Genomic DNA, 21974 nt, shown 5'->3' on the forward strand with positions numbered 1-21974 from the left:
GGGGTGCACCTAGCACCACCACCGGGGTCTCCTTCCGGCTCCGCGGTACGGGGGCTCGGCGGCTGTGGGCGGCAGCCCGGCGTTCCTAGCGTCGTTCCTGCCCGGTGCGGACAGGTTCGGCGGCCGCTTCGGGGCCCATCGGCGCAGTATCGACGAGACGGGGAGCACCCATGCGCAGAGCGACCACACCCAGCAGCCCTCCGGGGGGTGCCGCCCGGCCGTCCCCGCGGGGAGCGGCCGCGCGGCTCGCGGACTGGAGCGTCCGGCACCGCAGATCGGCGGTGATCGGCTGGCTGCTCTTCGTCGTACTCGCCACCGCACTCGGCGGGATGGCCGGGCTGACGGAACCGACCGCCAGCGAGCAGTCCGTGCGGGACTCGGCGCGGGCCACCGCCATCCTGGAGGACGCCGGGATCGACGAGCCGCCGGCCGAGTCGGTGATGGTCACCAGCCCGGACAAGGGCGGGTGGCGGGCGACCGCGGACGAGGTCACCCGGGCCGTCCGCGCGACCGGCGAGGTCGAGCACGTCCGCGAGCCCGTACCGGCCGCGGACGACCGCGCGGGCCTGATCGGCTTCCGGATGCGGGACGAGACGGACGGCGCCGACGAGGAGCCGATCGACAAGGTGCTCGGCGCCGTGGACCGGGTCCGCGACGCACACCGCGGCGACGGTGTCGAGATCCGCCAGTACGGCGAGGCCAGCGCCATGAAGTGGCTGAACGGAATCCTGGGCGACGACTTCGCCAAGGCCGAGTGGACAGCCGTCCCGCTGGCCCTGGGCATCCTGCTGGTGGCCTTCGGGGCGCTGGTGGCCGCGCTGCTGCCGGTGGCGCTCGCGCTGACGGCGTTCCTCGCCGCGAACGGCATCCTGGCGCTGGTCTCCGGCGCGCTGCACATCGACGAGACGACCAACTCGGTGATGCTGCTGATGGGCCTCGCGGTCGGGGTCGACTACTGCCTGTTCTACCTGCGGCGGGAGCGGGACGAGCGGGCCGCCGGGCGGGATCCGGAAACCGCGCTGCGGATCGCCGCCGCCACCAGCGGCCGTGCCGTGCTGGTGTCGGGCCTGACGGTGATGGTGGCGATGGCGGGCATGTTCTTCTCCGGACTGCTGCTGTTCGAGGGCTTCGCCGTGGCCACGATCCTGGTCGTCTGCATCGCGATGCTCGGCTCCGTGACGATCCTGCCCGCGCTGCTGTCCTGGCTGGGCGACCGCGTCGAGAAGGGCAAGGTCCCCTTCCTGGGCGGCCGCAGACGGGAGCGGGCGGCCGGGCGGCGCAGGCCGGCGGGCCGGATCTCCGGTGCGCTGCTGCGCCCGGTGCTGGCGGCCCCGGGGGTGTGCGCGGTGCTCGCCGCCGTGGCGATGCTGGCGCTGGCGGCGCCCGCGCTGGGGATGAGGACCGAGCAACTCCCGCTGGACAAGCAGATGCCGAAGGACGCCGGGCTGCGGATCGACGCGGAGAAGATCGGCGAGCGCTTCCCCGGCGGCCCGGCCCCGGCCCGGGTCGTCCTCAAGGCCGACGACGTGGAGGCGCCGAGGACCCGCGCGGCGCTGGCGGAGTTCACCCGCACGGTGCGCGGTGACAGCGGCCACTTCGGACGCGGCGTGGAGACGGAGGTGCACGCCGGGCCGGACGTCGCCGTCATCGACGTCCCGCTGGCGGGCGACGGCACCGACGCGACCTCGCTGGCCGCGCTGAAGGTGCTGCGCGAGCACATCGTCCCGGACACGCTGGGCCCGGTCGCCGCCGACGGGCAGGTCTACACGGCCGGGGAGCTGGCCGGATCGGAGGACTTCAAGGACCAGTTGAAGGACGGCATCGTGCCGGTGCTGGTCTTCATCACCGCCGTCACGTTCCTGCTGATGCTGGTCTGCTTCCGCTCGGTGCCCGTCGCGCTCGCCTCGATCGTCCTCAACCTGCTGTCGGTGGGCGCCGCCTACGGGGTGATGACGGCGGTCTTCCAGCACGGCTGGGGGGCCTCGCTGTTCGGCACCGAGGCAGTGGGCGCCATCGAGTCGTGGATGCCGCTGTTCGTGCTGGTCGTCCTCTTCGGCCTGTCGATGGACTACCACGTCTTCGTGGTCTCCCGGATCCGCGAGGCCAGGGACCGGGGCCTGAGCACCCGGGAGGCCATCGGCGACGGGATCCGGGCCACGGCCTCGGCGGTGACCGGTGCGGCGCTCATCATGGTCGCGGTCTTCGCGGTCTTCGCGACGCTGTCGATGCAGGACATGAAGCAGATGGGCGTCGGTCTCTCGGTGGCCGTGCTGCTGGATGCGACCGTCGTGCGGATGGTGCTGCTGCCGGCGGTGCTGATGCTGCTGGGCGAGCGCAGTTGGTATCTGCCGCGCGCCCTGCGCGGGCTGCCGCACCTGGCGCACGGGGACGGCGGGAGCGAGGGGACCGTCGGGCCCGACGGGTTCGACGTCGACGACGGGTCCGGCCGCACGCCGACCGGTCGGGGCGCGGCCGGCGCACCGCGGGACGCCTGGGGAGCCGGGCCCGGCGGGCGCACCGGGCACCGCTCCGGCGAGCGGCCCCCCGAGCGCATCGGGTAGCCGGCGCGGCCCGGCCGGGGGGGGAAGGGGGCGGCGCTCCGCGGATCTCCGCGGAGCGCCGCCGCCGCGCTCAGCGCGCCGCGTGCCGGGCCTGCGGCACCGCGTCGCCGGACGGGGCGTCGCCGCGCCCGTAGTGGTGGGTGGTGAACATGTACACCAGCCCGGCGGCGACGACGACTCCGCCGCTGAGCAGCACGATGTAGTTGGAGTACCAGGGCTCCTCGGGGGTGCGGGCCCAGCAGATGTTGACGATGGCGAAGATGCCGTAGGCCAGGGCCGCGCCGTTGACCAGCAGGCCCCAGCGGCCGAGGGTGAACTCGCCGGTGGCGCGCCAGCCCTTGAGCCGGGCCCGCAGCGCGGCGAGGACGACCATCTGGAACGAGCCGTAGATGCCGAGGATCGCGAACGACACGATCTTGGTGAGGGCGTTCTCGGAGACCAGCGAGCCGAAGGCGATCAGTCCGGGGATGACGGCGGCCACCAGCAGCGCCACCTCGGGTACGGCCCGCTTGTGCGAGAAGCGCCGCAGCAGCTTGTGGCCGACGACCATCCGGTCCCGCGCGTAGGAGTAGATGAGGCGGCCCGCGGCGGCCTGCAGGCTGATGGTGCAGGAGAGGAAGGAGATGAGGACGACGGCCATCACCAGCCGCGCCCCGGCCTCTCCCATGGCGTCGAAGAGGACGTTGACCACCGGGTCGGAGTCCTCGCCGGAGATCACCGCGCCGTAGTCGGTGACGGACAGCAGCAGCGAGCCGCAGGTGAAGGTGGCCGCGGCGCCGCCGACATAGATGGTGCGGCGCATCGCCTTGGGGATGACCAGGCCCGGGTGGGCGACCTCCTCGGCGGTGTCGCCGCACGCCTCGAACCCGTAGTACTGGTAGAAGCCGATGATGGCGGCGGCCAGGAAGACCGGCGCGTAGGAGCCGTCGCCCTGGGTGCCGTAGGTGTCGAAGATGACACCGAGGCCGTGCTCGCGGTGGGTGACCAGCAGATAGACGCCGACGATGAGCGCGCCGATCAACTCGGCGCTGAAGCCGATCAGCGCCGCCAGCGACAGCGCCTTGGTGCCCGCGTAGTTGATGAGTGCGGCGACGACGATGAGGATGACGGTGCAGAGCACCGTGTTGTGCACGCTGGCGCCGAAGCCGAACAGGATCGCGATGTAGGGGCCGGCGCCGTAGGCCACGCTGGTGATCGTCACCAGCAGCGCCCACATGTAGACCCAGCCGGTCATCCACGCCCAGCGCATCCCCCACAGCCGCCGCGCCCACGGGTAGACGCCGCCCGCGATGGGGAACTGGGCGACGATCTCGCCGAAGACCAGCGACACCAGGAACTGTCCGCAGCCGGCCAGCAGGAACGCCCAGATCATCGGCGGCCCGCCCTCGGCGAGGGCCGAGCCGAAGAGGGTGTAGGTGCTCACCACGGGTGAGAGGTAGGTGAAGCCGAGGGCGAAGTTCGCCCAGGGGCCCATCTCCTTGCGGAACTCCGAGCCGGGGGCTCCATTCCCGCCGTTCCCGCCGTTCCCGCCGTTCCCGCCGTTCCCGCCGTTCCCGCCGTTCCCGCCCGCCGCGGCGGCCTCGGGCTGCGGTGCTCCGCCCATCAGCGCTCGCCCCCCTCGGGCTGCGGGCCGGGCCGCCCGGTGATCAGGTCGGCGGCGCGTTCGGCGACCAGCAGCACCGTCACCATGGGGTTGATGCTGGGCATGCTGGGGAAGACCGAGGCGTCGACCACGCGTACCCCTTCCTGGCCGCGCAGCCGCAGCAGCGGGTCGACGACGGCCGTCGGGTCGTCGGCCGCACCCATCCGGCAGGTACCGGCCGGGTGGTAGACGGTGTGGGCGACCCGCCGCCCGTACTCCGACAGCTCCGCGTCCGAGGTCACGCCGGGTCCGGGCGCGATCTCGCGCTTGAGCCAGCCGCGCAGCGGCGCGGTGTCGGCCACCTCGCGGGCCAGCCGCAGCCCGTCGACGATGGTCCGCTCGTCGTAGCCCTCGGGGTCGGTGAAGTAGCGGAAGTCCAGCGCGGGGTGGGCCGCCGGGTCGGCGCTGCGCAGCCAGAGCCTGCCGACGGAGCGAGCACGGGGCACGTTCGGCGTCATGCACACGCCGTGCGGAGGTGTGGGGTAGCCGAGGCGTTCGGTGTTGACGGTGAAGGGCACCTGGTAGAAGTGCCACATCAGGTCGGGTCGGGGCTGGGCCGTGTCGCGGCGGACGAACAGCCCGGCGTCGGAGTCCATCGCCGAGTTCGGCGGCAGCGGTTCGTGGGTCTCCCAGACGATCACCGATTCGGGGTGGTCGAGCAGGTTCTCGCCCACCCCCGGCAGGTCGGCACGCACGTCGATGCCGAGCGCCGCCAGGTCGTCGGCCGGGCCGATCCCGGAGAGCAGCAGCAGCCGCGGGGTGTCCACGGCCCCGGCGCACAGCAGCAGCTCCCGCTCGGCGCGGACCGTGCCGGTGGTGCCGTCGGCGTACCGCACCCGCACCCGGGTGAGCCGCCCCGCCTCGTCGGACTCCAGCCGGTAGGCCCAGGTCCGCAGCTTCAGCGTGAGGTTGGGCCGCTTGTCCATGACCGGATGGAGGTAGGCGACGGACGCGGAGGAGCGGGTGTTGGTGGCCGGGTCGTAGGCGAGCGAGAAGAATCCGGCGCCGTCCGCGAAGGGGCGGCGGTTGAAGTCCTCGACGACGGGCACGTGCAGCGCCTCGGCGGCGGCGGTCACGAAGTCCCGCGCGATCGGATTGCGGTCCTCCTCGCCGACCGGGACGATGGTGTTCCGCAGCCGTCTGCGGTAGGGCAGCACGGTCATCGGGTCCCAGCCCGCACAGCCCATCCCCACCCACTCGTCCAGGTCCTGGGGGAAGGGCAGGAAGCTGATCAGCGTGTTGTGCGAGGAGCAGCCGCCCAGCACCCTGGCGCGGGAGTGCACGATGTGCGAGTTCCCGCGCGGCTGTTCGGTGGTGGTGTAGCCGTAGTCGTACTCCGACTCCAGCAGGTTGATCCAGTTGCGCAGCCGCAGCACCCGCTCGTCGCCGACGTCGCTGGGGCCGCCCTCGATGACGCACACCCGGCAGTCCGGGTCCTCGCTCAGCCGGGCCGCCAGCACCGAGCCCGCGGTGCCGCCGCCGACGATGACGTAGTCGTAGCCGTTCTCGCCCGTGTCCTGCCCGTTCTGGTCCGTCGCGTTCATGCCGGTCCTCTTCTCCCCGTCGTGTTCCGCAGCTTCGTCAGCCCTTGAACCAGCCGGAGGGGGCCGGCGAGAGGTTCTGGTAGATGTGCTTGGCCTCCTGGTACTCGCGCAGCCCGGTCGGGCCCAGTTCGCGGCCGATGCCCGAGCGGCCGAAGCCGCCCCACTCGGCCTGCGGCACATAGGGGTGGAAGTCGTTGATCCAGACCGTGCCGTGCCGCAGCCGGTTGGCCACCCGCTGGGCGCGGCTCGCGTCGCTCGTCCACACCCCGCCGGCCAGCCCGTAGCGGGTGTCGTTGGCCAGTTCGACCGCCTCGTCCTCGGTGCGGAACCGCTCGACGGTGACGACCGGGCCGAACACCTCCTCCTGGACGATGCGCATGGAGCGGTCGCAGTCGGCGTAGACGGTGGGCAGCAGGAAGTAGCCGTGGGCCAGTTCGGGGTCGTCGGGCCGCCGCCCGCCGGTGACCAGCCGGGCGCCCTCCTCGCGGGCGATCTCCAGATAGCGCTCCACCTTCGCGCGGTGCTCGGCCGAACTGAGCGGGCCCGACTCGGTCATCGGCTCCAGGCCGCTGCCCAGCCGGATGGCGCTCGCCCGCGCGCCCAGGGCCGCCACGAACTCGTCGTGGATGTCCTCCTGCACCAGCAGCCGCGACCCGGCCGAGCAGACCTGCCCCGAGTGCAGGAAGGCGGCGTCCAGCGCGTAGTCGACGGCGGCGGCGAAGTCCGCGTCGGCGAAGACCACGTTGGGGTTCTTGCCGCCGAGCTCCAGCGCGAGGTTCTTCACCCCGGGTGCGACGCTCTCCATGATCTTCTGCCCGGTCGCCAGCCCGCCGGTGAAGGAGACCAGGTCCACCTCGGCGTGGGTGGTCATGGCGGCGCCGACCGTCGTACCGGAGCCCAGCACCAGGTTGGCGACCCCGGGCGGCGCCCCGGCCTCCGCGATCAGCCGGATCATGGCGAGGGTGGACAGCGGGGTCGTCTCGCTGGGCTTGAGCACGAAGGTGTTGCCCGCGGCCAGCGCGGGGGCGACCTTCCACGACGCCTGGAGCAGCGGATAGTTCCACGGCGCGATCAGGGCGCAGACGCCGACCGGCTGGTGCACGACGCGGCTGAGCACGTCGGGCCCGGCGTCGACCACCCGGCCGCCGTCCTTGCCGGCCAGTTCCGCGAAGTAGCGGAAGGCGCCCGCCACGTCCTCGATGTCGATCCGGGCCTCGGTGAGGGTCTTGCCGGTGTCGAGGGTCTCGGTGCGGGCGATCTCCTCCTGGTCGCGCAGCAGCAGTTCGTGCACCCGGTAGAGCACGTCGGCACGGACCCGGGTGGGCGCCGCGGACCAGTCGGCCCGCTCGAAGGCGCGCTTGGCGGCGCGTACGGCCAGGTCTACGTCCGTCGCGTCGGCCTCGTCGACGGTGGCGAGCACGGAGGCGTCGAACGGATTGATCACATCCCGGCGCCCGCCCGCGGTGGCCTGCCGCCACTCCCCGTCGATGAACAGCTCCGCCATCGCCCGTCTCCCTCGCTCGCACCCGACCGGCGTCACGATCGCGCCGCGCGGCACCGCTGGCTACGGGACGCACCGGGCGGCGGCGGCTCCGCGGCGATAATCGGCACCGATGGGGCAATCCGCGCCGCTCCCGAGCCGCACCCGCGGCGGTCCGCGGCAGGCGCCGGGCCCGGACGCCGGTACGGGACGCGGCGGGCACCCCCCGTACGCTGCTCGGTATGAAGTTCGGACTGCTGGGCACCGGGCCCTGGGCGGAACGCACGCACGGCCCCGCGCTCGCCGCGCACGAGGACGTGGAACTGGTCGGCGTCTGGGGGCGCCGCGCCGAGCCGGCCCGGGCCCTGGCCGAACGTCTCGCGACCCGGCCGTTCGAGGACGTGGACGCGCTGTTCGGGGCGTGCGACGCGGTGGCGGTGGCCCTGCCGCCGGACGTGCAGGCACCGCTGGCGCGCCGCGCGGCCGACGCCGGATGCCATCTGCTGCTCGACAAGCCCGTCGCCACTGCGCCCGAAGAAGCGCGCGGCGTCGCCGAGGCGGTGGAGCGGGCCGGGGTGGGGTGCGTCGTCTTCTTCACGCTGCACTTCAGCGAACCGACCGGCGGCTGGCTGCGCGAGCAGGCGGCGCGCGGGGCCGCCGTACCGCCACCGGCCACCGATGCCGGGGCGCAACCACCGGCCGAAGGCGGCTGGCTGGTCGGGCGCGCCGACTGGCTCTCCCCCGTCTTCGGCGGCGCCGACTCGCCGTACACCGCCTCCCCTTGGCGGCGCGAGAAGGGCGCGCTGTGGGACGTGGGGCCGCACGCCCTGTCCGTGCTGCTGCCGCTGCTGGGGCCGGTCGCCGAGGTGACGGCGGCACCCGGCGGTTTCGGCGACACCGTGCACCTCGCCCTGCGGCACGCCTCCGGGGCCTCCAGCACCTGCACGCTGAGCCACTCCGTGCCGCCCGCCGCCGCCGGCGTCACGGCCGAGGTGCGGGGCGCCGCCGGCGTGGCGGAGCTGCCCGTGCGGGAGGAGGCCCCGGCCGCCGCCTTCGGCCGCGCCGTGGACGCCCTGCTGCGGGAGGTCCGCACCGGCGAGGCGCACCTGTGCGGGGCACGCTTCGCCGAGACGGTCACCGCGGTGCTGGACTCGGCTCAGCAGCAGTTGCCGACCCGGTGAGCACGGACGGCTTCCGGGCCGTCCGGTCCGGCAGCAGTGCGAGGGCGAACGCGCACAGCAGCAGCGCCGCTGCCGCCACCGGTACGTAGCGGACCCCGGCCGCGCCGATCACCGCTCCGCCGAGGGCCCCGGCCACGCCCGTGCCCAGATAGAGGCCGGAGATGTTCAGCGCCAGTGCCGTCATCCCGGCCTCCGGCCCGGCAGCGGCCAGGACGCTGCCCTGCACCGGGGGGTTGAGACCCCAGGCGAAGACCGCCCAGCAGCCGACCACCAGGGCGAGCACGGCCGCGCCGACCCCGCCCGCGAAGGCCGCCACCGCCGCGGCGCCGAGGGTCAACGCGTGCCCGCCGAGCACCAGGAGCAGCCCGCGGCGGGGTCCCCAGGCGTCCGTGGCCCGGCCCGCGAGCAGCGCCCCGGCGAGCCCCGCCGCACCGACGAGCAGCAGCAGGAGGGACAGCAGCCCGTAGGAGCCGGTGGCGACCTCGGCCGTGTAGCTGCCCAGATAGGTGTAGAACATCAGTCCGCCGCTCGCGGCGAGGAACGTCACGGCGACCACGCGCAGTACGGCCGCCTGCCGCAGCGGCGCGAGCCGGCGGCGCAGCGGGGCGGGTGCCGCGCCCGGCACGGCCGGTGCCGTGGCCAGTACGCCGAGGGCTGCGACGGCGCCCACGGCGGCGATCAGCCAGAAGGTGGCACGCCAGCCGAACGCACCGCCGAGCCAGGAGCCGACGGGGACGCCGGTGAACAGCGCCGCCGTCATCCCCGCGGTGACGTAGCCCAGGTAGCGGCCCTGCGCGCCCGGGGGCGCCCCGGCGGCCGCGGTGGCGAACGCGGCGGCGGTGACGACGGCGGCGCACAGTGCCGCGGCCACCCGGGCCGCCAGCAGCCACCAGTAGCCCGGCGCGAGCGCCGCCGCGATGTTGGCGGCGACGAAGAGGGCGAGTCCGGTCGCCGTCACGGTACGGCGCGCGAATCGCTCGCACAGCACGGCCAGGGTGGGGGCGCCGAGCGCGTAGACGACGGCGAAGACGGTCACCAGCTGACCGGCCGCCGGGACGCCGACGTCCAGGTCGTCGGCGATCCGGGGCAGCAGTCCGGCGATGATGAACTCGTCGGTGGCGGTGGCCACCAGGGTGAGGAAGAGGAGGTGCAGCCAGTTCGGCAGCCGGCCGACGGCCGCGGTCGGGGTACTCATGCGGCGCACGGTAGGTGGTGACACCGGTGTCACCTGCAAGCCGGAGACACCGCTCAGGGGACGGAGACCCGGCCCGGCCCGGAACGGACCGGACCCAGGACGGACCGGACCCAGGACGGACCGGACCGGGCACGGGCCGGCCCGGGGCGTGGACCCGGGGACGGGGCAGGGCACCCGTCCGGGTGGGGACCGGGGTCCCGCGCACGGACGGCCGGTGGTCAGGCGTCGGGCTCCCGGGCGGCGCCGCGGCGGAGGAGTTCGGCCAGCGCTGTACCGGGCTCGTCGGCGCGGAGCTGGGCGATCCGGTGCACCAGCCGGGCCCGGTACCGGTCGAGTTCGGCCGCCTTCTCCTCCAGCGCGGCCAGCCGCCGCTCGTACATCTCCAGCGTCTCCGCGGGGCTGGCCCGGCAGGTGAGGAACGCCTCGGTCTTCATGTCCAGGCAGGGCGCGACCTGGCGGATGTCCTCGGTGCCGAGGCCCGCGGCGAGCAGTTCCCGCACATTGCGCACCCGGTTGACCGCGCTGTCCTCGTAGGTCCGCCAGCCCTTGGCCGACCGCCGGGAGGCGAGCAGTCCCTGCTGCTCGTAGTAGCGCAGGGAGCGCTTGCTCACGCCCGTCCGCTCGGCCAGTTCCCCGATCAGCATGGAAGTCGCCATGCCCGGTCCAACGCGGCGGTGGGCGGCGGGCTTCCCGCCCGACGCCGCGCCCCGCGCCGGGTCACCGGGGCCGGGGGCGTCGGCCCGTCAGGACGGTGGCGGACAGTTCGGGGTCGGTGCTGACGGCGGTCTCCAGTCCGGCGTCGGCCAGGATGCGGGCGGCCGCGGCGGCCTGCCGGGAGCTGGTCTCGGTGAGCAGGGTGCCGCCCGGGGCGAGCCAGTCGGGCGCGGCCGCGGCGACCCGTCGCAGCAGGGCCAGGCCGTCGGGTCCGCCGTCCAGCGCGGGCCGCGGTTCGTGGTCGCGGGCCTCGGGCGGCAGGAAGGGTATGTCGGCGGTGGGGACGTAGGGCACGTTGGCGGTCAGCACGTCGATCCGGCCCCGCAGCCGGTCGGGCAGCGCGGCGAACAGGTCGCCCCGGTGGACGTGGTCGCCGGGCACCGGGAGGTTGCGCCGGGCGCACCGTACGGCGGCGGGGTCGAGGTCGGCGGCGTGCAGTTCGCCGCGTCCGCCGAGGGCGGCGAGCAGTGCCGCGCCGACCGCGCCCGTGCCGCAGCACAGGTCCACGAGGACGGCGTCGGCGGGGCCGGGCGCGCCGGCAGCGGCGCACCGCACCAGGAACTCGGTGCGGCGGCGGGGGACGAAGACGCCCGGGTCGACGGCGATCCGCAGGCCCGCGAACTCGGCCCAGCCCAGTACGTGTTCGAGGGGGTGCCCGGCGATCCGGCGGGCGGTCATCCGGGCCAGTTCGGCCGCATCGCGGGCGGTCTCGGACAGCAGGCGCGCCTCGTCCTCGGCGAAGACGCAGCCGGCCGCGCGCAGCCGCCGGGTGAGTTCGGCCTGCGGGGTGGTGTGGTGCATGGAAGCCCTTCCAGTACTGGAGCGCTCCCGTCGCCCGCGGCGGTCTCCGCTATCTGGTGCGGGGCCGTCCGTCGTGAGGCGAGAGCGCGTGGTCTGCCGGAGCGGAAATGCCTCTCACCTCCCTCTGTCACCGCGTCGAACATCCGTTGCCGGTCGGCCGCACCTTATCCCGAGCGCGGGACCGGTGCACCCGTGGGGCCGCGCCCGGCGGGCCGGCGGCGGGCCCGCCGGGCGGGGTGCCGGCTCGGGGAGCGCACGCGCCGGTCCGGGGAGACCTCCGGTGGGCACGCCAACGCCCCATGGACAAGGGTGAGTTGAGCGGATGGGATGGGCCCCTCCACCGGCGCCGGGCGGCGTGCGCCGGCCGGTGGTCCGGTGCCCAGACGAACGGGAGAAGAGGACATGCTCATCACAACCAGCAAGCGCACTCCGGGAAACCGCCAGGACCGGCGCACCCTCCCCGGCACCGGCAGGACCGCCCGCGCGCTGTGCGCCTCCGCGCTGGGGCTGGGCCTGGCGCTGGCGGGCACGACCGCGCACGCGGCCCAGGACGCGAGAGGCGGCGGGGACTCCGGAGCCGGCACGACGATCATCGGCGGCGGGGAGTCGTCCGAGGAGTACTCCTTCGTCGTCTCCCTGCAGAAGCAGCGCGGCGACGACCCCGACGGCCACTACTGCGGCGGTGCGCTGGTCGCGGCCGACTGGGTGCTGACGGCGGCGCACTGCGTCACCACGCCGGACGGGGTGAACGACCCGGAGGCGTACCACGTGCGGGTCGGCTCCCTGGACCGCACCGAGGGCGGCGAGGTGGCCGAGGTGGCGGAGTTCGTCGTGCACCCGGGCTACACGGCGTACGGGGACGAGGGCAGTGCTCACGATCTGGCACTCATCAAGCTCTCCTCCGCGGTCTCGAAGGCGCCGGTACCGCTGGCGACCCGCACCCCCGCCGCCGGGGACAGCGTCAAGGCGACCGGGTGGGGCTACACGAAGGCCACCGGCAACGACCCCTCGCAGTTGCCCGTCCTGCACCGAGAGGTCGACCTGCCGGTGCTCGCCCCCGACACTCCCGAGTGCGTCTCCGGAGCGGCGGACGGAGACGCCTGGGGCATCCGCGAAGGCGACTTCTGCACCGGCAACCCGGGGGGCCGTGCCGGTACCTGCGGAGGCGACTCGGGTGCGGCGGCGCTGACGCGGGCGCACGGCCGCTGGCTGCTGTCCGGCGTCACCAGCCGGGCCGTGGGGGACTGCGGGACGACACCCGACATCTACCCGAGCGTCGCCGAGCACCGCGACTGGATACGCGGCGTCGCGGGCTGATCCCCGGCTCGTGGATCCCCGGCCTGTCGTGGGCCGGCCCCCGGCTCGTGGGCTGATCCCCGGCGCCGTGCCCGGCCGGCCCGGCGCGCACGACGCGCCCGGCCGTACCGACGGCACCGGCACAGCCGACGACGTCTCCGGTGCCCCGCGGGGAGGGGCGGCCCGGTAGATTCGGAGCGCCCTGCGGCCATCCGGCCCATCCCGTCGTGTATTTGGAGTTTTCCGTGCGTGTCGTGATCGCCGAAGACCTGTTCCTGCTCCGGGACGGGCTCGTACGGATGCTGGAGGCGTTCGACTTCGAGATCGCCGCGGCGGTGGACAACGGGCCGGAGCTGAGCCGGGCCCTGCGGGAGCAGGAGCCGGACGTCGCGGTGGTGGACGTCCGGCTGCCGCCCTCGTTCAGCGACGAGGGGCTGCAGTGCGCGCTGGAGGCCCGTCGCAGACGGCCGGGGCTCCCGGTGCTGGTGCTCTCGCAGCACGTCGAGCAGTTGTACGCGCGCGAGCTGCTGGCGGACGGCAACGGCGGGGTGGGCTATCTGCTCAAGGACCGGGTGTTCGACGCGGACCAGTTCGTGGACGCCGTCCGCCGGGTCTCCGAGGGCGGTACCGCGATGGATCCGCAGGTCATCCAGCAACTGCTGTCGCGGCGCGCGCAGGACGCGCCGCTGGGGAACCTGACGGCGCGGGAGAAGGAGGTGATGGAGCTGATGGCGCAGGGCAGGTCGAACGCGGCCATCGCGGCGCAGCTCTTCGTCACCGAGCGGGCGGTCGCGAAACACACCTCCAACATCTTCGGAAAGCTGGGGCTGCCGCCGTCGGACGACGACAACAGGCGGGTACTCGCCGTGCTCGCCTACCTCGACCGGGGCTGACCGCTTCGTTACCGTGCCTCCCCGTACGTGTCTTTGGTCACATACGGCAGGACATCCGCCACTGGAGGCGCCCCCCATGTACGAGCCGATCAATGAGCGTGAAAGATACGACAATAACTATCAGTCCGGTCATACCGGTACGCACTCCGTGCCCCCGGCCCGCTCCGCTCCCGGCAGACGCGCCGTCCTGGGCACCACCGGAGCGCTCGGCGCGGGTCTCGCGCTGGGCAGCGGGTATGTCCCCGCCATGGCAGCGGACCGGACCGGCACACCGCGCGAAGCGTCCCCCACCGACGCCGCGCAGGCGGCACTGCGGCGGCTGCTCCCCCGGCACGCCGACCAGATCACGCTCCAGCAGATCGGCGGCCCGGAGCGCTTCAAGGTCACCGGCGGCGCGGGCCGGATCCGGGTGGCGGGCACCGGGCCGGTGGCCCTGCTGACCGGGGTGCACTGGTACCTCAAGTACAGCTGCGACGCGCACCTCTCCTGGGCGGGCAGCAGGCTCGACCTCCCCGCGACCCTGCCCGCGCCCCGCGCGCAGCACGCCCGGCGCGCCACCGTGCCCAACCGCTTCGCGCTCAACGACACCCACGACGGGTACACAGCACCGTACGCCGACTGGGCGCACTGGGAGCGCTTCCTGGACATCCTGGCGCTGCACGGCTTCAACGAGGTCCTGGTCACCGCGGGCCAGGAAGCCGTCTACCACCGGATGCTCCAGGATTTCGGCTACAGCGACCGGGAGGCGCGCTCCTGGATCCCGGCGCCCACCCACCAGCCGTGGTGGCTGCTGCAGAACATGGCCGAGTACGGCGGCCCGATCAGCACCGAGCTGCTGGAGCGGCGCACCGCCCTGGGCAAGCGCATCGTGGACCGGATGCGCGAGCTGGGCATGAAGCCTGTGCTGCCCGGCTACTTCGGCACCGTCCCCACCGACTTCGCCCGGCGCAACAAGGGCGGCCGCACCGTCCCGCAGGGCAAGTGGGCCGGGCTGCAGCGGCCGGCGTGGCTGGACCCGCGCACGGCGGCCTTCCGCAAGGCGGCCGCCGCCTTCTACCGGCACCAGAAGGAACTGTTCGGCGCCGTCGACCACTTCAAGATGGACCTGCTGCACGAGGGCGGCGACCCCGGCGACGTGCCGGTGCCGCAGGCGGCGCGGGCCGTGGAGAAGGCGCTGCACACCGCACGGCCGGGCGCCACCTGGGTGATTCTGGGCTGGCAGGAGAACCCGCGCCGCGACCTGCTCGACGGGCTCGCCGCCAAGGACAGCATGCTGATCGTCGACGGCCTCTCCGACCTGGACCGGGTCACCGACCGGGAGCAGGACTGGGGCGGGGTGCCGTACGCGTTCGGCACCATCCCCAACTTCGGCGGCCGCACCACCATGGGCGCCAAGACCCACATGTGGACCGAGCGCTTCACCGCGTGGCGCGACAAGTCGGGCAGCAAGCTGGCCGGCACCTGCTACATGCCCGAGGCCACCCACCGGGACCCGGCGGCGCTGGAGCTGTTCGGCGAGCTGGCCTGGCGGGAGGAGGCCGTGGACCGCGGCGGCTGGTTCGACGACTGGGCGACAATCCGGTACGGCGGCACCGACGGCAAGGCCGAGGAGGCCATGACGGCGCTGCGCGAGACGGCGTACCGGATCAGCAGCAAGGACGGGCGGCCGCACGACAGCATCTTCGCCGCCCGCCCCAGCCTCTCGGCCCGCTCCGGCGCCTACTACGCCACCCACACCCCCGCCTTCGACCTGCCCGCCTTCGACGCCGCGTTCGACGCGCTGCTGGGCGTCGACAAGGCGCTGCGGGACAGCGACGCCTACCGCTACGACCTCACCGACATCGGCCGACAGGCGCTGGCCAACCGGTCCTGGTTGCTGATCGGGCAGCTCCAGGACGCCTACAAGCGCAAGGACGCGGCCACCTTCAAGAAGCTGGCGGCGCTGTGGCTGAAGCTGATGGAGCTGGCCGACGACATGTCCGGCGGCCACCGGGCGTTCCTGCTGGGCCCCTGGCTGGCGGCGGCCCGCGGCTCCGCCGCCTCCGCGCAGGAGCGGGCCGACCTGGAGCGCACGGCCCGGGTGCTGGTCACCACCTGGGCGGACCGCCCGACGGCGGACGGCGGCCACCTGGCCAACTACGCCAACCGCGACTGGCAGGGCCTGATCCGGGACTTCCACCTCCCGCAGTGGCGGGCGTTCCTCGACGACCTGCAGGACGCGCTCGACCAGGGGCGCGCGCCGAAGAAGTTCGACTGGTACGCCCGCGAGGAGCCCTGGACCCGGAAGACCGACGAGTACCCCACCAGGCCGCTCACCGACCCGTACGCCACCGCCACGCGGGTCCGCGACGTGCTGGCCAAAGCCCCCTACCAGGGCTCGCTGAAGGTCGCCGCCGAGCCGCGCGCGGTCGCGCCGGGCGAGGTGAGCACCGTGCGCGCCGTCTTCCGGAACGAGAACGGGCTGAGCCCCACCGGCGCCGTCGACCTCGGGCTGCGCGGGCTGGACGGCGCCCGGGCGCAGGACCCGACCTCGCACCGGGCCGTCAGCCCCGGCGGGACGGCCACCGTGCGCTGGCGCTTCACCGCGCCCGCCGGACGGCAGGGCGCGCCGCTGGAGCCGCTGGAGTACACGGTGGAGGCCGAGAACGGCCCCGCGGGCCAGGAGCGGGTCACCCTCGGCCGGGCCGGCCGGATCTACCGCGCGGGCCCGCTCCCGGGCGGAGTGCGGACGGCCACGACCAACGAGGCCGTCTTCGGGCACCTGGACGGGCGCTGGGCGGTCGACGGCGCCGGGGCCGACCTGTGGCGGGCCACCGCCGAGTTCGGCACCGTCTACCGTCCGCGGGCACTGCGCGACGGCGGCACCGTGACGCTGAAGGTCGTCTCCCAGGAGGACAGCGGCCCGTGGGCGCGTGCGGGCATCGTGGTCCGCAACAGCCTCGCCGAGCCGGACACGGCGGGCTTCGTGAACCTGGCGGTGACCCCGGCCCACGGTGTCGTGCTGTCCTACGACAGCGACGGCGACGGCACCCTGGACACCTACCGGGCCGTCTCCGGTGTCCGGGCTCCGGTGCTGCTGCGGCTCTCCCGGTCCGGGTCCGCCTACCGGGGAGAGCTCTCGACCGACGGCGGGAAGAGGTGGCGTACCGTCTCAACCGTCGAGGTCCCCGGCGCGTCCGGGAGACAGGACGCCGGGCTGTTCATGTCCGCGGCCAACGGCGGCAGCGGTGACCGTGCGCTGGTGGAGTTCGCGGACTGGCGGACCGACTAGCACGGCGCGGACGGGCGGAGAACGGGCGGAGAACGGGTGGAGGTCGCGGGAACGTGACGGAGGACAGACCGCGGGCCGCGGTGCAGTCGCACGAACTGATGCTGGCGCTCGTGCGGGGGCCCGCGCTCGCGGTCGTCACCCTGCCGCTGTCCATCCTGCTGTTCACCCTCTCCCTCGTCTCGATCGTGCTGCTGCCGATCGGGGTGGGCGTCGTGACCACGCCGCCCACCCAGCAGGCCGTCCGCTGGTACGCCGGCCAGCGGCGGCGGCTGGTGCACGCCTGGGCCGGGCTGGAGGTGCCCGAACCGTACCGGCCCTGGCCGCGGGACCTGCGCGGCGGCGTCGTCGGGCAGGTGGAGCGGTGCACCCTGCTGCTCAAGGACCCGGCCACCTGGCGCGACATGGCGTGGCTGCCCGCCGACATGACGGCCGGTTTCGTCACCGCGCTGCTGCCGCCGCTGCTGCCGCTCAACCTCCAGCTCACCAAGAGGATGCTGGAACCCACCCGGGAGATGCTGCTCTCCCGGCGGGTGACGGAGCTGTACGAGACGCGGCACGACGCGGTGGACACCTCGGCGGCCGAACTGCGCCGCATCGAACGGGATCTGCACGACGGCGCCCAGGCCCGGCTGGTCGCCATGGGCATGAGCCTGGGCACCATCGAAGCGCTGGTCGAACGGGATCCGGCCCGCGCCAAGCAGATGATCGCGCAGGCCCGGGAGAACTCCGCCGAGGCGCTGACCGAACTGCGCGACCTGGTGCGGGGCATCCACCCGCCGGTGCTGGCCGAGCGCGGGCTGCCCGACGCGCTGCGGGCGCTGGCACTGCGGATGCCGGTACCCGTCGAGGAGGACATCGAGCTCCCGGGCCGGTTCGAGGAACCTCTGGAGTCGGCGGTCTACTTCGCCGTCAGCGAGCTGCTCACCAACGCCGCCAAGCACGCCGGGGCCGCGAAGGTGTGGCTGGACGTGCTCCACGTCGGCGCGCCGGACGGCTCCGCGATCCGGGTGACGGTGACCGACGACGGCCGGGGCGGCGCCTCCCTCGGCTCCGGCTCGGGCCTGCACGGCGTCCAGCGCCGACTCGCCCAGTTCGACGGGGTGCTGGCGCTGAGCAGCCCGCCCGGCGGACCCACGATGATCACCCTGGAGGTCCCGGCCGGCCACGCGGCCGAGTGAGGTGACCCCCGGCCCGGGCACCTCGTTCTGTGGGTGTGAGTGAGCGGACCGCGACGCTGGACGTCGAACAGGCCGAGCTCGCCCTCGTGGAGCACTACGGGAGGCTGGTCCGGCTCGCGTACTGCGTGCTGGAGGACGGCCCCCGCCGCGCTCCCGCGGCGCACGCGGTGACCTGCGGGGCGCTGCCCCGGAGGTGCACGTCCACGGCGGCGCTTCCCCGCCCGCAGGCGGCGGACGAGGACCCCGTCTACGTGTGGCTGCGGCTGCGGGTGCTCCGCGCGGCGCTGGCCCGGCCGCGGGGCCCGTGGCTGCCGCGCTCCCTCCCCCGCGGCGGAGCCCCGGCCCGTGCCGCGTACGCGCTGCGGCACCTGGAGCGGATGGCCGACCCGGAGATCCGGACCCTGCTGCGCGCCGCCCGCGTACGGGACCCGGACGCGGCACTGGCCGGAGCGGTGAAGGCAGCGGACGCGCCCGGTGGCCCCGGAGCACCCGCCCCCGCCCCCGGGCCCGTCGGAGAGCCGTGCCCCCTGTGCGGGGACGGGGCCGGGGTCCAGCATGCCCTCGACACGGTGCGGCGGCGCCGGCAGCGGCGGAGGGCCGGGGCCGCGGCGCTCGCGGCGCTGGTGTGCTGCGGGCTGCTCGGGGTGCCGGGCGACACCTGGGGGCCGGATGCCGCCGCCCGGCCACCGCTGGTGCGCGGCACCGACGCGGAGCAGGCCCTCGATCCAGGTGCGCTGGTGCGCGCGGGGGCCGGTGCCTGGCGGCGGGCTTCCCGGACGGACTTCGGGGCCTGGCCGGCGCGCGGTGCGCTCACCCGCGACGCATCGTTGCTGCGCCGGGCGCTGGTGACCTGGGCGCGGCCGCGCGCCGACGTCCGGGTCGAAGCCGCACCCGGCACCCCCGAGGGCCCACCGCCCGGACCGCCGCAACTGCTGTACGCGGGGCGGCTGGCGGGGGCCGCCGTGGTGCTGCTGTACGACGGGCTGCGGGTGGCGCGGTACACCGAGCCGCTGGACCCGGACGACGGCTCGGCCGCCGCCGAGGCCGCCGAGGAGGGGGTCTCGCTGGAGCTGGCCCGCACGGCGGGTGCGGCGACGGCGGAGTCCGGGGCCCTGGTCGTGACCCGGCGCGGGGGAAAGGTGCGGTATCTGACGGCGCCGTGGATCACCCGCGCGGCCCGGGTGGACCTCCTGGACCCGGGGGACGAGGCGGGCCGGACGCTCTCCCGCGGCGCGGACGGGGTGACCGGGCCGGTGCCGCTGCCGGTCACGCTGCCGCAGCACTGCGACACCTGGCCGGGGCTGGCGCTGCGGGGAAGCCCGGGGGCGGCCCGGCGCCTGCAGCTCTACACGGACCTGGGCGAGTTGGCCCCGGCACGGCTGACCGACGGCGCCGAGCGGACGCCCGCGACCGGCACCGCGGCCCGCAGGCGGCTGGCACGTACGGCATGCCACCTCCCGGCGGTGCTGGACCGGGGGGTCAGGGCCGTCAACTCCTGGCAGTTCGCGCGGCAGCGGCTGCCGGACGGGGACGGCGAGGCGGCATGGGTGTGTACGAGGGCCGCCACCTGGCGGGGGCCCGGAGCCCGGGTGATGACGCAGTTCCAGCCCCCGGCGGGCGCTCCGGGCCGTCCCGGGGCGGTGACGTCCCGGCTGGAGGACAGCCGGGTGTGCGGGCCGCACGCGCGGGCGGTGCTCACGGGACTGCTGTGGCGGTCGACCGAGGGCCGCTGGTATGTGCTGGCGGCCGGGGACGAGGGCGTCACCCGGCTGCGGGCGCGCGGCGAGGGCCTGTTGGGCGGACCGGCGGAGGCGGTGGGCAACACGCTGGCGGTCCGCGCCGGGCGGCAGGCGTCGGCCCGGCTCTCGGCGACGCGCCGGAACGGTGCCGCCCCGGCCACGTCTCCCGCCCCCGTCGGTCCACCGGACTGACCCGACCCGCACCCCGGACTCCGGCCCGCGGGCGGACCGGTACCGCGCCACCAGGCACCGGGACACCAGGCACCGGGACACCAGGCACCGGGTCACCAGGCACGGGGCCCCGGTTCACCAGGCGCAGGGCCCAGGGTCACCGGGCGCCGGACCCGGTGCTGCGGAAGGTGCGGCGGTAGGTGTCCGGGGGCACGCCGAGGGCGCGGTTGAAGTGGCGGCGCAGTGTGGTGGCCGTGCCCATGCCGGTGGCCGCCGCGATGGCGTCGATGCTGTCGGCCGAGGTCTCCAGCAGTTCCTGGGCGCGCCGGATCCGCTGCGTCAGCAGCCACTGCAGCGGGGTGGTGCCGGTCGCCGTCCGGAAGTGGCGGCTCAGCTGGCGGGTGCTCATGTTCGCGCGGCGGGCCAGGTCCTCCACGGTCAGCGGCCGGTCGAGCCGTTCGTTCACCCAGGGCAGCAGGCCGGAGAGCGGGTGCGTGTCCCGTTCGGGTACCGGCGCGGTGACGAACTGGGCCTGGCCCCCGGCCCGGTGCGGGGGCACGACCAGGCGGCGGGCGACCGTGTTGGCGAGCGCCGAACCGTGGTCGAGCCGGACCAGGTGCAGGCACAGGTCCATGGCGGCGGCCTTGCCGGCGGAGGTGAGCACACTGCCGTTGTCGACGTAGAGCACGTCCGGGTCCACCTCGACCCGGGGGTGGCGGGCGGCCAGCGCCTCGGTGTGCGCCCAGTGCGTCGTCGCGCGGCGGCCGTCCAGCAGCCCGGCGGCGGCCAGCACGAACGCGCCCGTGCACAGGGAGGCGACCCGTGCGCCCGCCTCGTGGGCGGCGCGCACCGCGTCCACCAGGTCGGCGGGCGGGTCCACGTCGACGTCGGCCCAGCCGGGGACGATCACGGTGTCGGCCTCCGGGAGCCGGTCGAGACCGCGGTCGGGCTCCAGTCGGAACCCGCCGAACCGCACGGGGCCCGGGCCGTGGACGCTGAGGCGGTACCAGGAGCCGGCCGCGGCGGGCAGGTCGGTGCCGAAGACCTCATAGGCCACGGACAGCTCGAAGTGCAGCATGCCGTCGGTGACGGCCAGCGCGACAGTACCCATGTCCGAAATTGTACGCAGCATGTCGTTCCGGACACTCACCTCCGTCACTCCGGACCACACAGGATGTCTCCAGTTGCACAGCGAGGACGACGGGAGAATCCGATGGGGTCGGGTCAGGCAGTGACGGTGTTCGGCGCCTACGGGCACACCGGACGGTTCGTGGTGGCGGAGTTGCCGGCCCGGGGATTCGTGCCGATCCTGTCCGGACGCGACGCGGAGAAGCTGCGGGCGCACGCCCCCTCGGCCCCGGAGCTGGAGATCCGGCCCGCCGCCGTGGACGACCCGGCCGCGCTGGACCGCGCCCTGGCCGGGGCGGACGCCGTGCTCAACTGCGCCGGACCGTTCGCCTCGACCGCCGCCCCGGTGATCGAGGCGGCGCTGCGCGCCGGGATCCCGTATGTGGACGTGGCCGCCGAGATCGAGGCCAACCTCGACACCTTCGCGCACTTCGCGGAGCGCGCCGCCGCCGCGGGCACCGTGGTGCTCCCGGCCATGGCCTTCTTCGGCGGCCTCGGCGACCTGCTGGTCACCGCGGCGCTGGGCGGCCTGGAGGCGGCCGACGAGGCGCACATCGCCTACGGGTTGAGCGGCTGGCACCCCACGGCCGGGACCCGCGAAGCCGGTGCGGTCTCCCGGGAGCGCAGGGACGGCCGCCGGCTGCGCTACAGCGGCGGGCGGCTGGAGTACCGCGAGGACGCCCTGCCGCAGCGGACCTGGCACTTCCCCGAGCCGCTGGGGACCCGGACCGTGCTCGGGGAGTTCACCATGGCCGACGTGGTCACCGTCCCCAGCCATCTGGCCGTCCCCGAGGTGTGCACGTACATGAGCACCGAGGCGGCGGGCGACATGGCCGCTGCGGACACCCCGCCGCCGACCGCGGTGGACGCGCAGGGGCGGTCCGCGCAGACCTTCCTCGTCGACGTCGTGGTCCGGCACGGGGGCACGGAGCGGCGCGCCGTCGCGCGCGGGCAGGACATCTACGCCGTCAGTGCCCCGCTCGCGGTGGAGGCGGTCCGCCGGATCCTCGCCGGAGAGGTCCGGAGGACCGGAGTCGCCTCCGCCGGGGCGCTCTTCGACGCGCCGGACTTCCTGCGCTCCCTCTCCGCGCATTTGACGCTGGACCTGCCGCTGGACCTGCCGCAGCCGTCCGGTTCGGGTGCAGGTGCGGGAACTGTGGCGTAGCGGCCCGCCGGTGCA

Annotated in this window: 15 protein-coding genes; 8 read left to right on the forward strand and 7 right to left on the reverse strand. The window is 74.7% G+C overall.

Translation table 11 applies throughout. The features are described from left to right. Positions 1–170: 170 nt before the first annotated feature. Positions 171–2561: an MMPL family transporter gene (locus tag BMX65_RS02460; protein ID WP_079171648.1), complete on the forward strand. Its 2391-nt coding sequence runs from the start codon at positions 171–173 to the stop codon at positions 2559–2561. Positions 2562–2631: 70 nt separating this feature from the next. Here BMX65_RS02460 and BMX65_RS02465 read toward each other — a convergent pair whose 3' ends face one another. The 3 genes from BMX65_RS02465 to BMX65_RS02475 are packed head-to-tail and all read right to left on the reverse strand — an operon-like array spanning position 2632 to position 7251. Next, complete coding sequence (locus tag BMX65_RS02465; RefSeq protein ID WP_074998405.1) at positions 2632–4164, reverse strand: APC family permease; 1533 nt, start codon at positions 4162–4164, stop codon at positions 2632–2634. Further along, a complete protein-coding gene (locus BMX65_RS02470; RefSeq protein WP_074998406.1) occupies positions 4164–5747 on the reverse strand; it encodes a GMC family oxidoreductase in 1584 nt (527 codons plus the stop codon). Before BMX65_RS02470 ends, BMX65_RS02465 begins: the two co-directional genes overlap by 1 nt. 37 nt (positions 5748–5784) lie before the next feature. After that, a complete protein-coding gene (locus BMX65_RS02475; RefSeq protein WP_074998407.1) occupies positions 5785–7251 on the reverse strand; it encodes an aldehyde dehydrogenase family protein in 1467 nt (488 codons plus the stop codon). Between the two features lie 218 nt (positions 7252–7469). Between BMX65_RS02475 and BMX65_RS02480 the strand changes: the two genes are divergently transcribed. Then, positions 7470–8408, forward strand: a complete 939-nt coding sequence (locus tag BMX65_RS02480) for a Gfo/Idh/MocA family protein (RefSeq protein WP_074998408.1) — start codon at positions 7470–7472, stop codon at positions 8406–8408. On the opposite strand, the gene BMX65_RS02485 is transcribed toward BMX65_RS02480, so the two are convergent. From BMX65_RS02485 to BMX65_RS02495, 3 genes are all read right to left on the reverse strand, one after another. Then, the gene (locus tag BMX65_RS02485) at positions 8362–9603 is read right to left on the reverse strand and encodes an MFS transporter (RefSeq protein ID WP_074998409.1); all 1242 of its coding nucleotides are present in this window, start codon (positions 9601–9603) and stop codon (positions 8362–8364) included. The genes BMX65_RS02480 and BMX65_RS02485 overlap by 47 nt on opposite strands. 218 nt (positions 9604–9821) lie before the next feature. After that, positions 9822–10259, reverse strand: a complete 438-nt coding sequence (locus tag BMX65_RS02490; RefSeq protein ID WP_074998410.1) for a MerR family transcriptional regulator — start codon at positions 10257–10259, stop codon at positions 9822–9824. A gap of 61 nt (positions 10260–10320) precedes the next feature. After that, on the reverse strand, positions 10321–11118 hold the full coding sequence (locus BMX65_RS02495) for a putative protein N(5)-glutamine methyltransferase (protein WP_074998411.1): 798 nt from the start codon (positions 11116–11118) through the stop codon (positions 10321–10323). 402 nt (positions 11119–11520) lie between these two features. Between BMX65_RS02495 and BMX65_RS02500 the strand changes: the two genes are divergently transcribed. The 5 genes from BMX65_RS02500 (at position 11521) to BMX65_RS02520 (ending at position 19687) form a co-directional block, all read left to right on the forward strand. Then, a complete protein-coding gene (locus BMX65_RS02500) occupies positions 11521–12435 on the forward strand; it encodes a S1 family peptidase (protein ID WP_074998412.1) in 915 nt (304 codons plus the stop codon). Between the two features lie 224 nt (positions 12436–12659). Beyond that, on the forward strand, positions 12660–13307 hold the full coding sequence (locus BMX65_RS02505) for a response regulator transcription factor (protein WP_026004998.1): 648 nt from the start codon (positions 12660–12662) through the stop codon (positions 13305–13307). A 76-nt stretch (positions 13308–13383) separates the two neighbouring features. Further along, the gene (locus BMX65_RS02510) at positions 13384–16578 is read left to right on the forward strand and encodes an alpha-N-acetylglucosaminidase (RefSeq protein ID WP_239501797.1); all 3195 of its coding nucleotides are present in this window, start codon (positions 13384–13386) and stop codon (positions 16576–16578) included. Positions 16579–16631: 53 nt separating this feature from the next. Further along, positions 16632–17756 carry a sensor histidine kinase gene (locus BMX65_RS02515; protein WP_107437371.1) on the forward strand — a complete coding sequence of 375 codons (1125 nt, stop codon included), beginning with the start codon at positions 16632–16634 and terminating at the stop codon, positions 17754–17756. Positions 17757–17791: 35 nt separating this feature from the next. Continuing rightward, positions 17792–19687, forward strand: coding sequence for a hypothetical protein (locus BMX65_RS02520; protein WP_239501798.1), 1896 nt, complete (start codon positions 17792–17794; stop codon positions 19685–19687). Positions 19688–19823: 136 nt separating this feature from the next. Here the strand turns inward: BMX65_RS02520 and BMX65_RS02525 are convergent, their stop codons facing one another. Next, positions 19824–20777 (reverse strand): helix-turn-helix domain-containing protein, encoded by a 954-nt coding sequence (locus tag BMX65_RS02525; protein ID WP_074998415.1) that lies wholly within the window; start codon positions 20775–20777, stop codon positions 19824–19826. Between the two features lie 102 nt (positions 20778–20879). Here BMX65_RS02525 and BMX65_RS02530 point away from each other — a divergent pair, with 102 nt between their 5' ends. Then, positions 20880–21959, forward strand: coding sequence for a saccharopine dehydrogenase family protein (locus BMX65_RS02530; protein WP_074998416.1), 1080 nt, complete (start codon positions 20880–20882; stop codon positions 21957–21959). The last annotated feature ends 15 nt before the right edge of the window (positions 21960–21974 follow it).

It is taken from the genome of Streptomyces qinglanensis (assembly GCF_900111245.1).
In the GTDB taxonomy this organism is placed as follows: Bacteria; Actinomycetota; Actinomycetes; order Streptomycetales; family Streptomycetaceae; genus Streptomyces; species Streptomyces qinglanensis.

Bases quoted from the DNA above. Each gene is read 5' to 3' on its own strand.
- BMX65_RS02460 (WP_079171648.1), top strand. From the start codon at position 171: ATGCGCAGAGCGACCACACCCAGCAGCCCTCCGGGGGGTGCCGCCCGG.
- BMX65_RS02465 (WP_074998405.1), bottom strand. From the start codon at position 4,164: ATGGGCGGAGCACCGCAGCCCGAGGCCGCCGCGGCGGGCGGGAACGGC.
- BMX65_RS02470 (WP_074998406.1), bottom strand. From the start codon at position 5,747: ATGAACGCGACGGACCAGAACGGGCAGGACACGGGCGAGAACGGCTAC.
- BMX65_RS02475 (WP_074998407.1), bottom strand. From the start codon at position 7,251: ATGGCGGAGCTGTTCATCGACGGGGAGTGGCGGCAGGCCACCGCGGGC.
- BMX65_RS02480 (WP_074998408.1), top strand. From the start codon at position 7,470: ATGAAGTTCGGACTGCTGGGCACCGGGCCCTGGGCGGAACGCACGCAC.
- BMX65_RS02485 (WP_074998409.1), bottom strand. From the start codon at position 9,603: ATGAGTACCCCGACCGCGGCCGTCGGCCGGCTGCCGAACTGGCTGCAC.
- BMX65_RS02490 (WP_074998410.1), bottom strand. From the start codon at position 10,259: ATGGCGACTTCCATGCTGATCGGGGAACTGGCCGAGCGGACGGGCGTG.
- BMX65_RS02495 (WP_074998411.1), bottom strand. From the start codon at position 11,118: ATGCACCACACCACCCCGCAGGCCGAACTCACCCGGCGGCTGCGCGCG.
- BMX65_RS02500 (WP_074998412.1), top strand. From the start codon at position 11,521: ATGCTCATCACAACCAGCAAGCGCACTCCGGGAAACCGCCAGGACCGG.
- BMX65_RS02510 (WP_239501797.1), top strand. From the start codon at position 13,384: ATGTACGAGCCGATCAATGAGCGTGAAAGATACGACAATAACTATCAG.
- BMX65_RS02525 (WP_074998415.1), bottom strand. From the start codon at position 20,777: ATGGGTACTGTCGCGCTGGCCGTCACCGACGGCATGCTGCACTTCGAG.
- BMX65_RS02530 (WP_074998416.1), top strand. From the start codon at position 20,880: ATGGGGTCGGGTCAGGCAGTGACGGTGTTCGGCGCCTACGGGCACACC.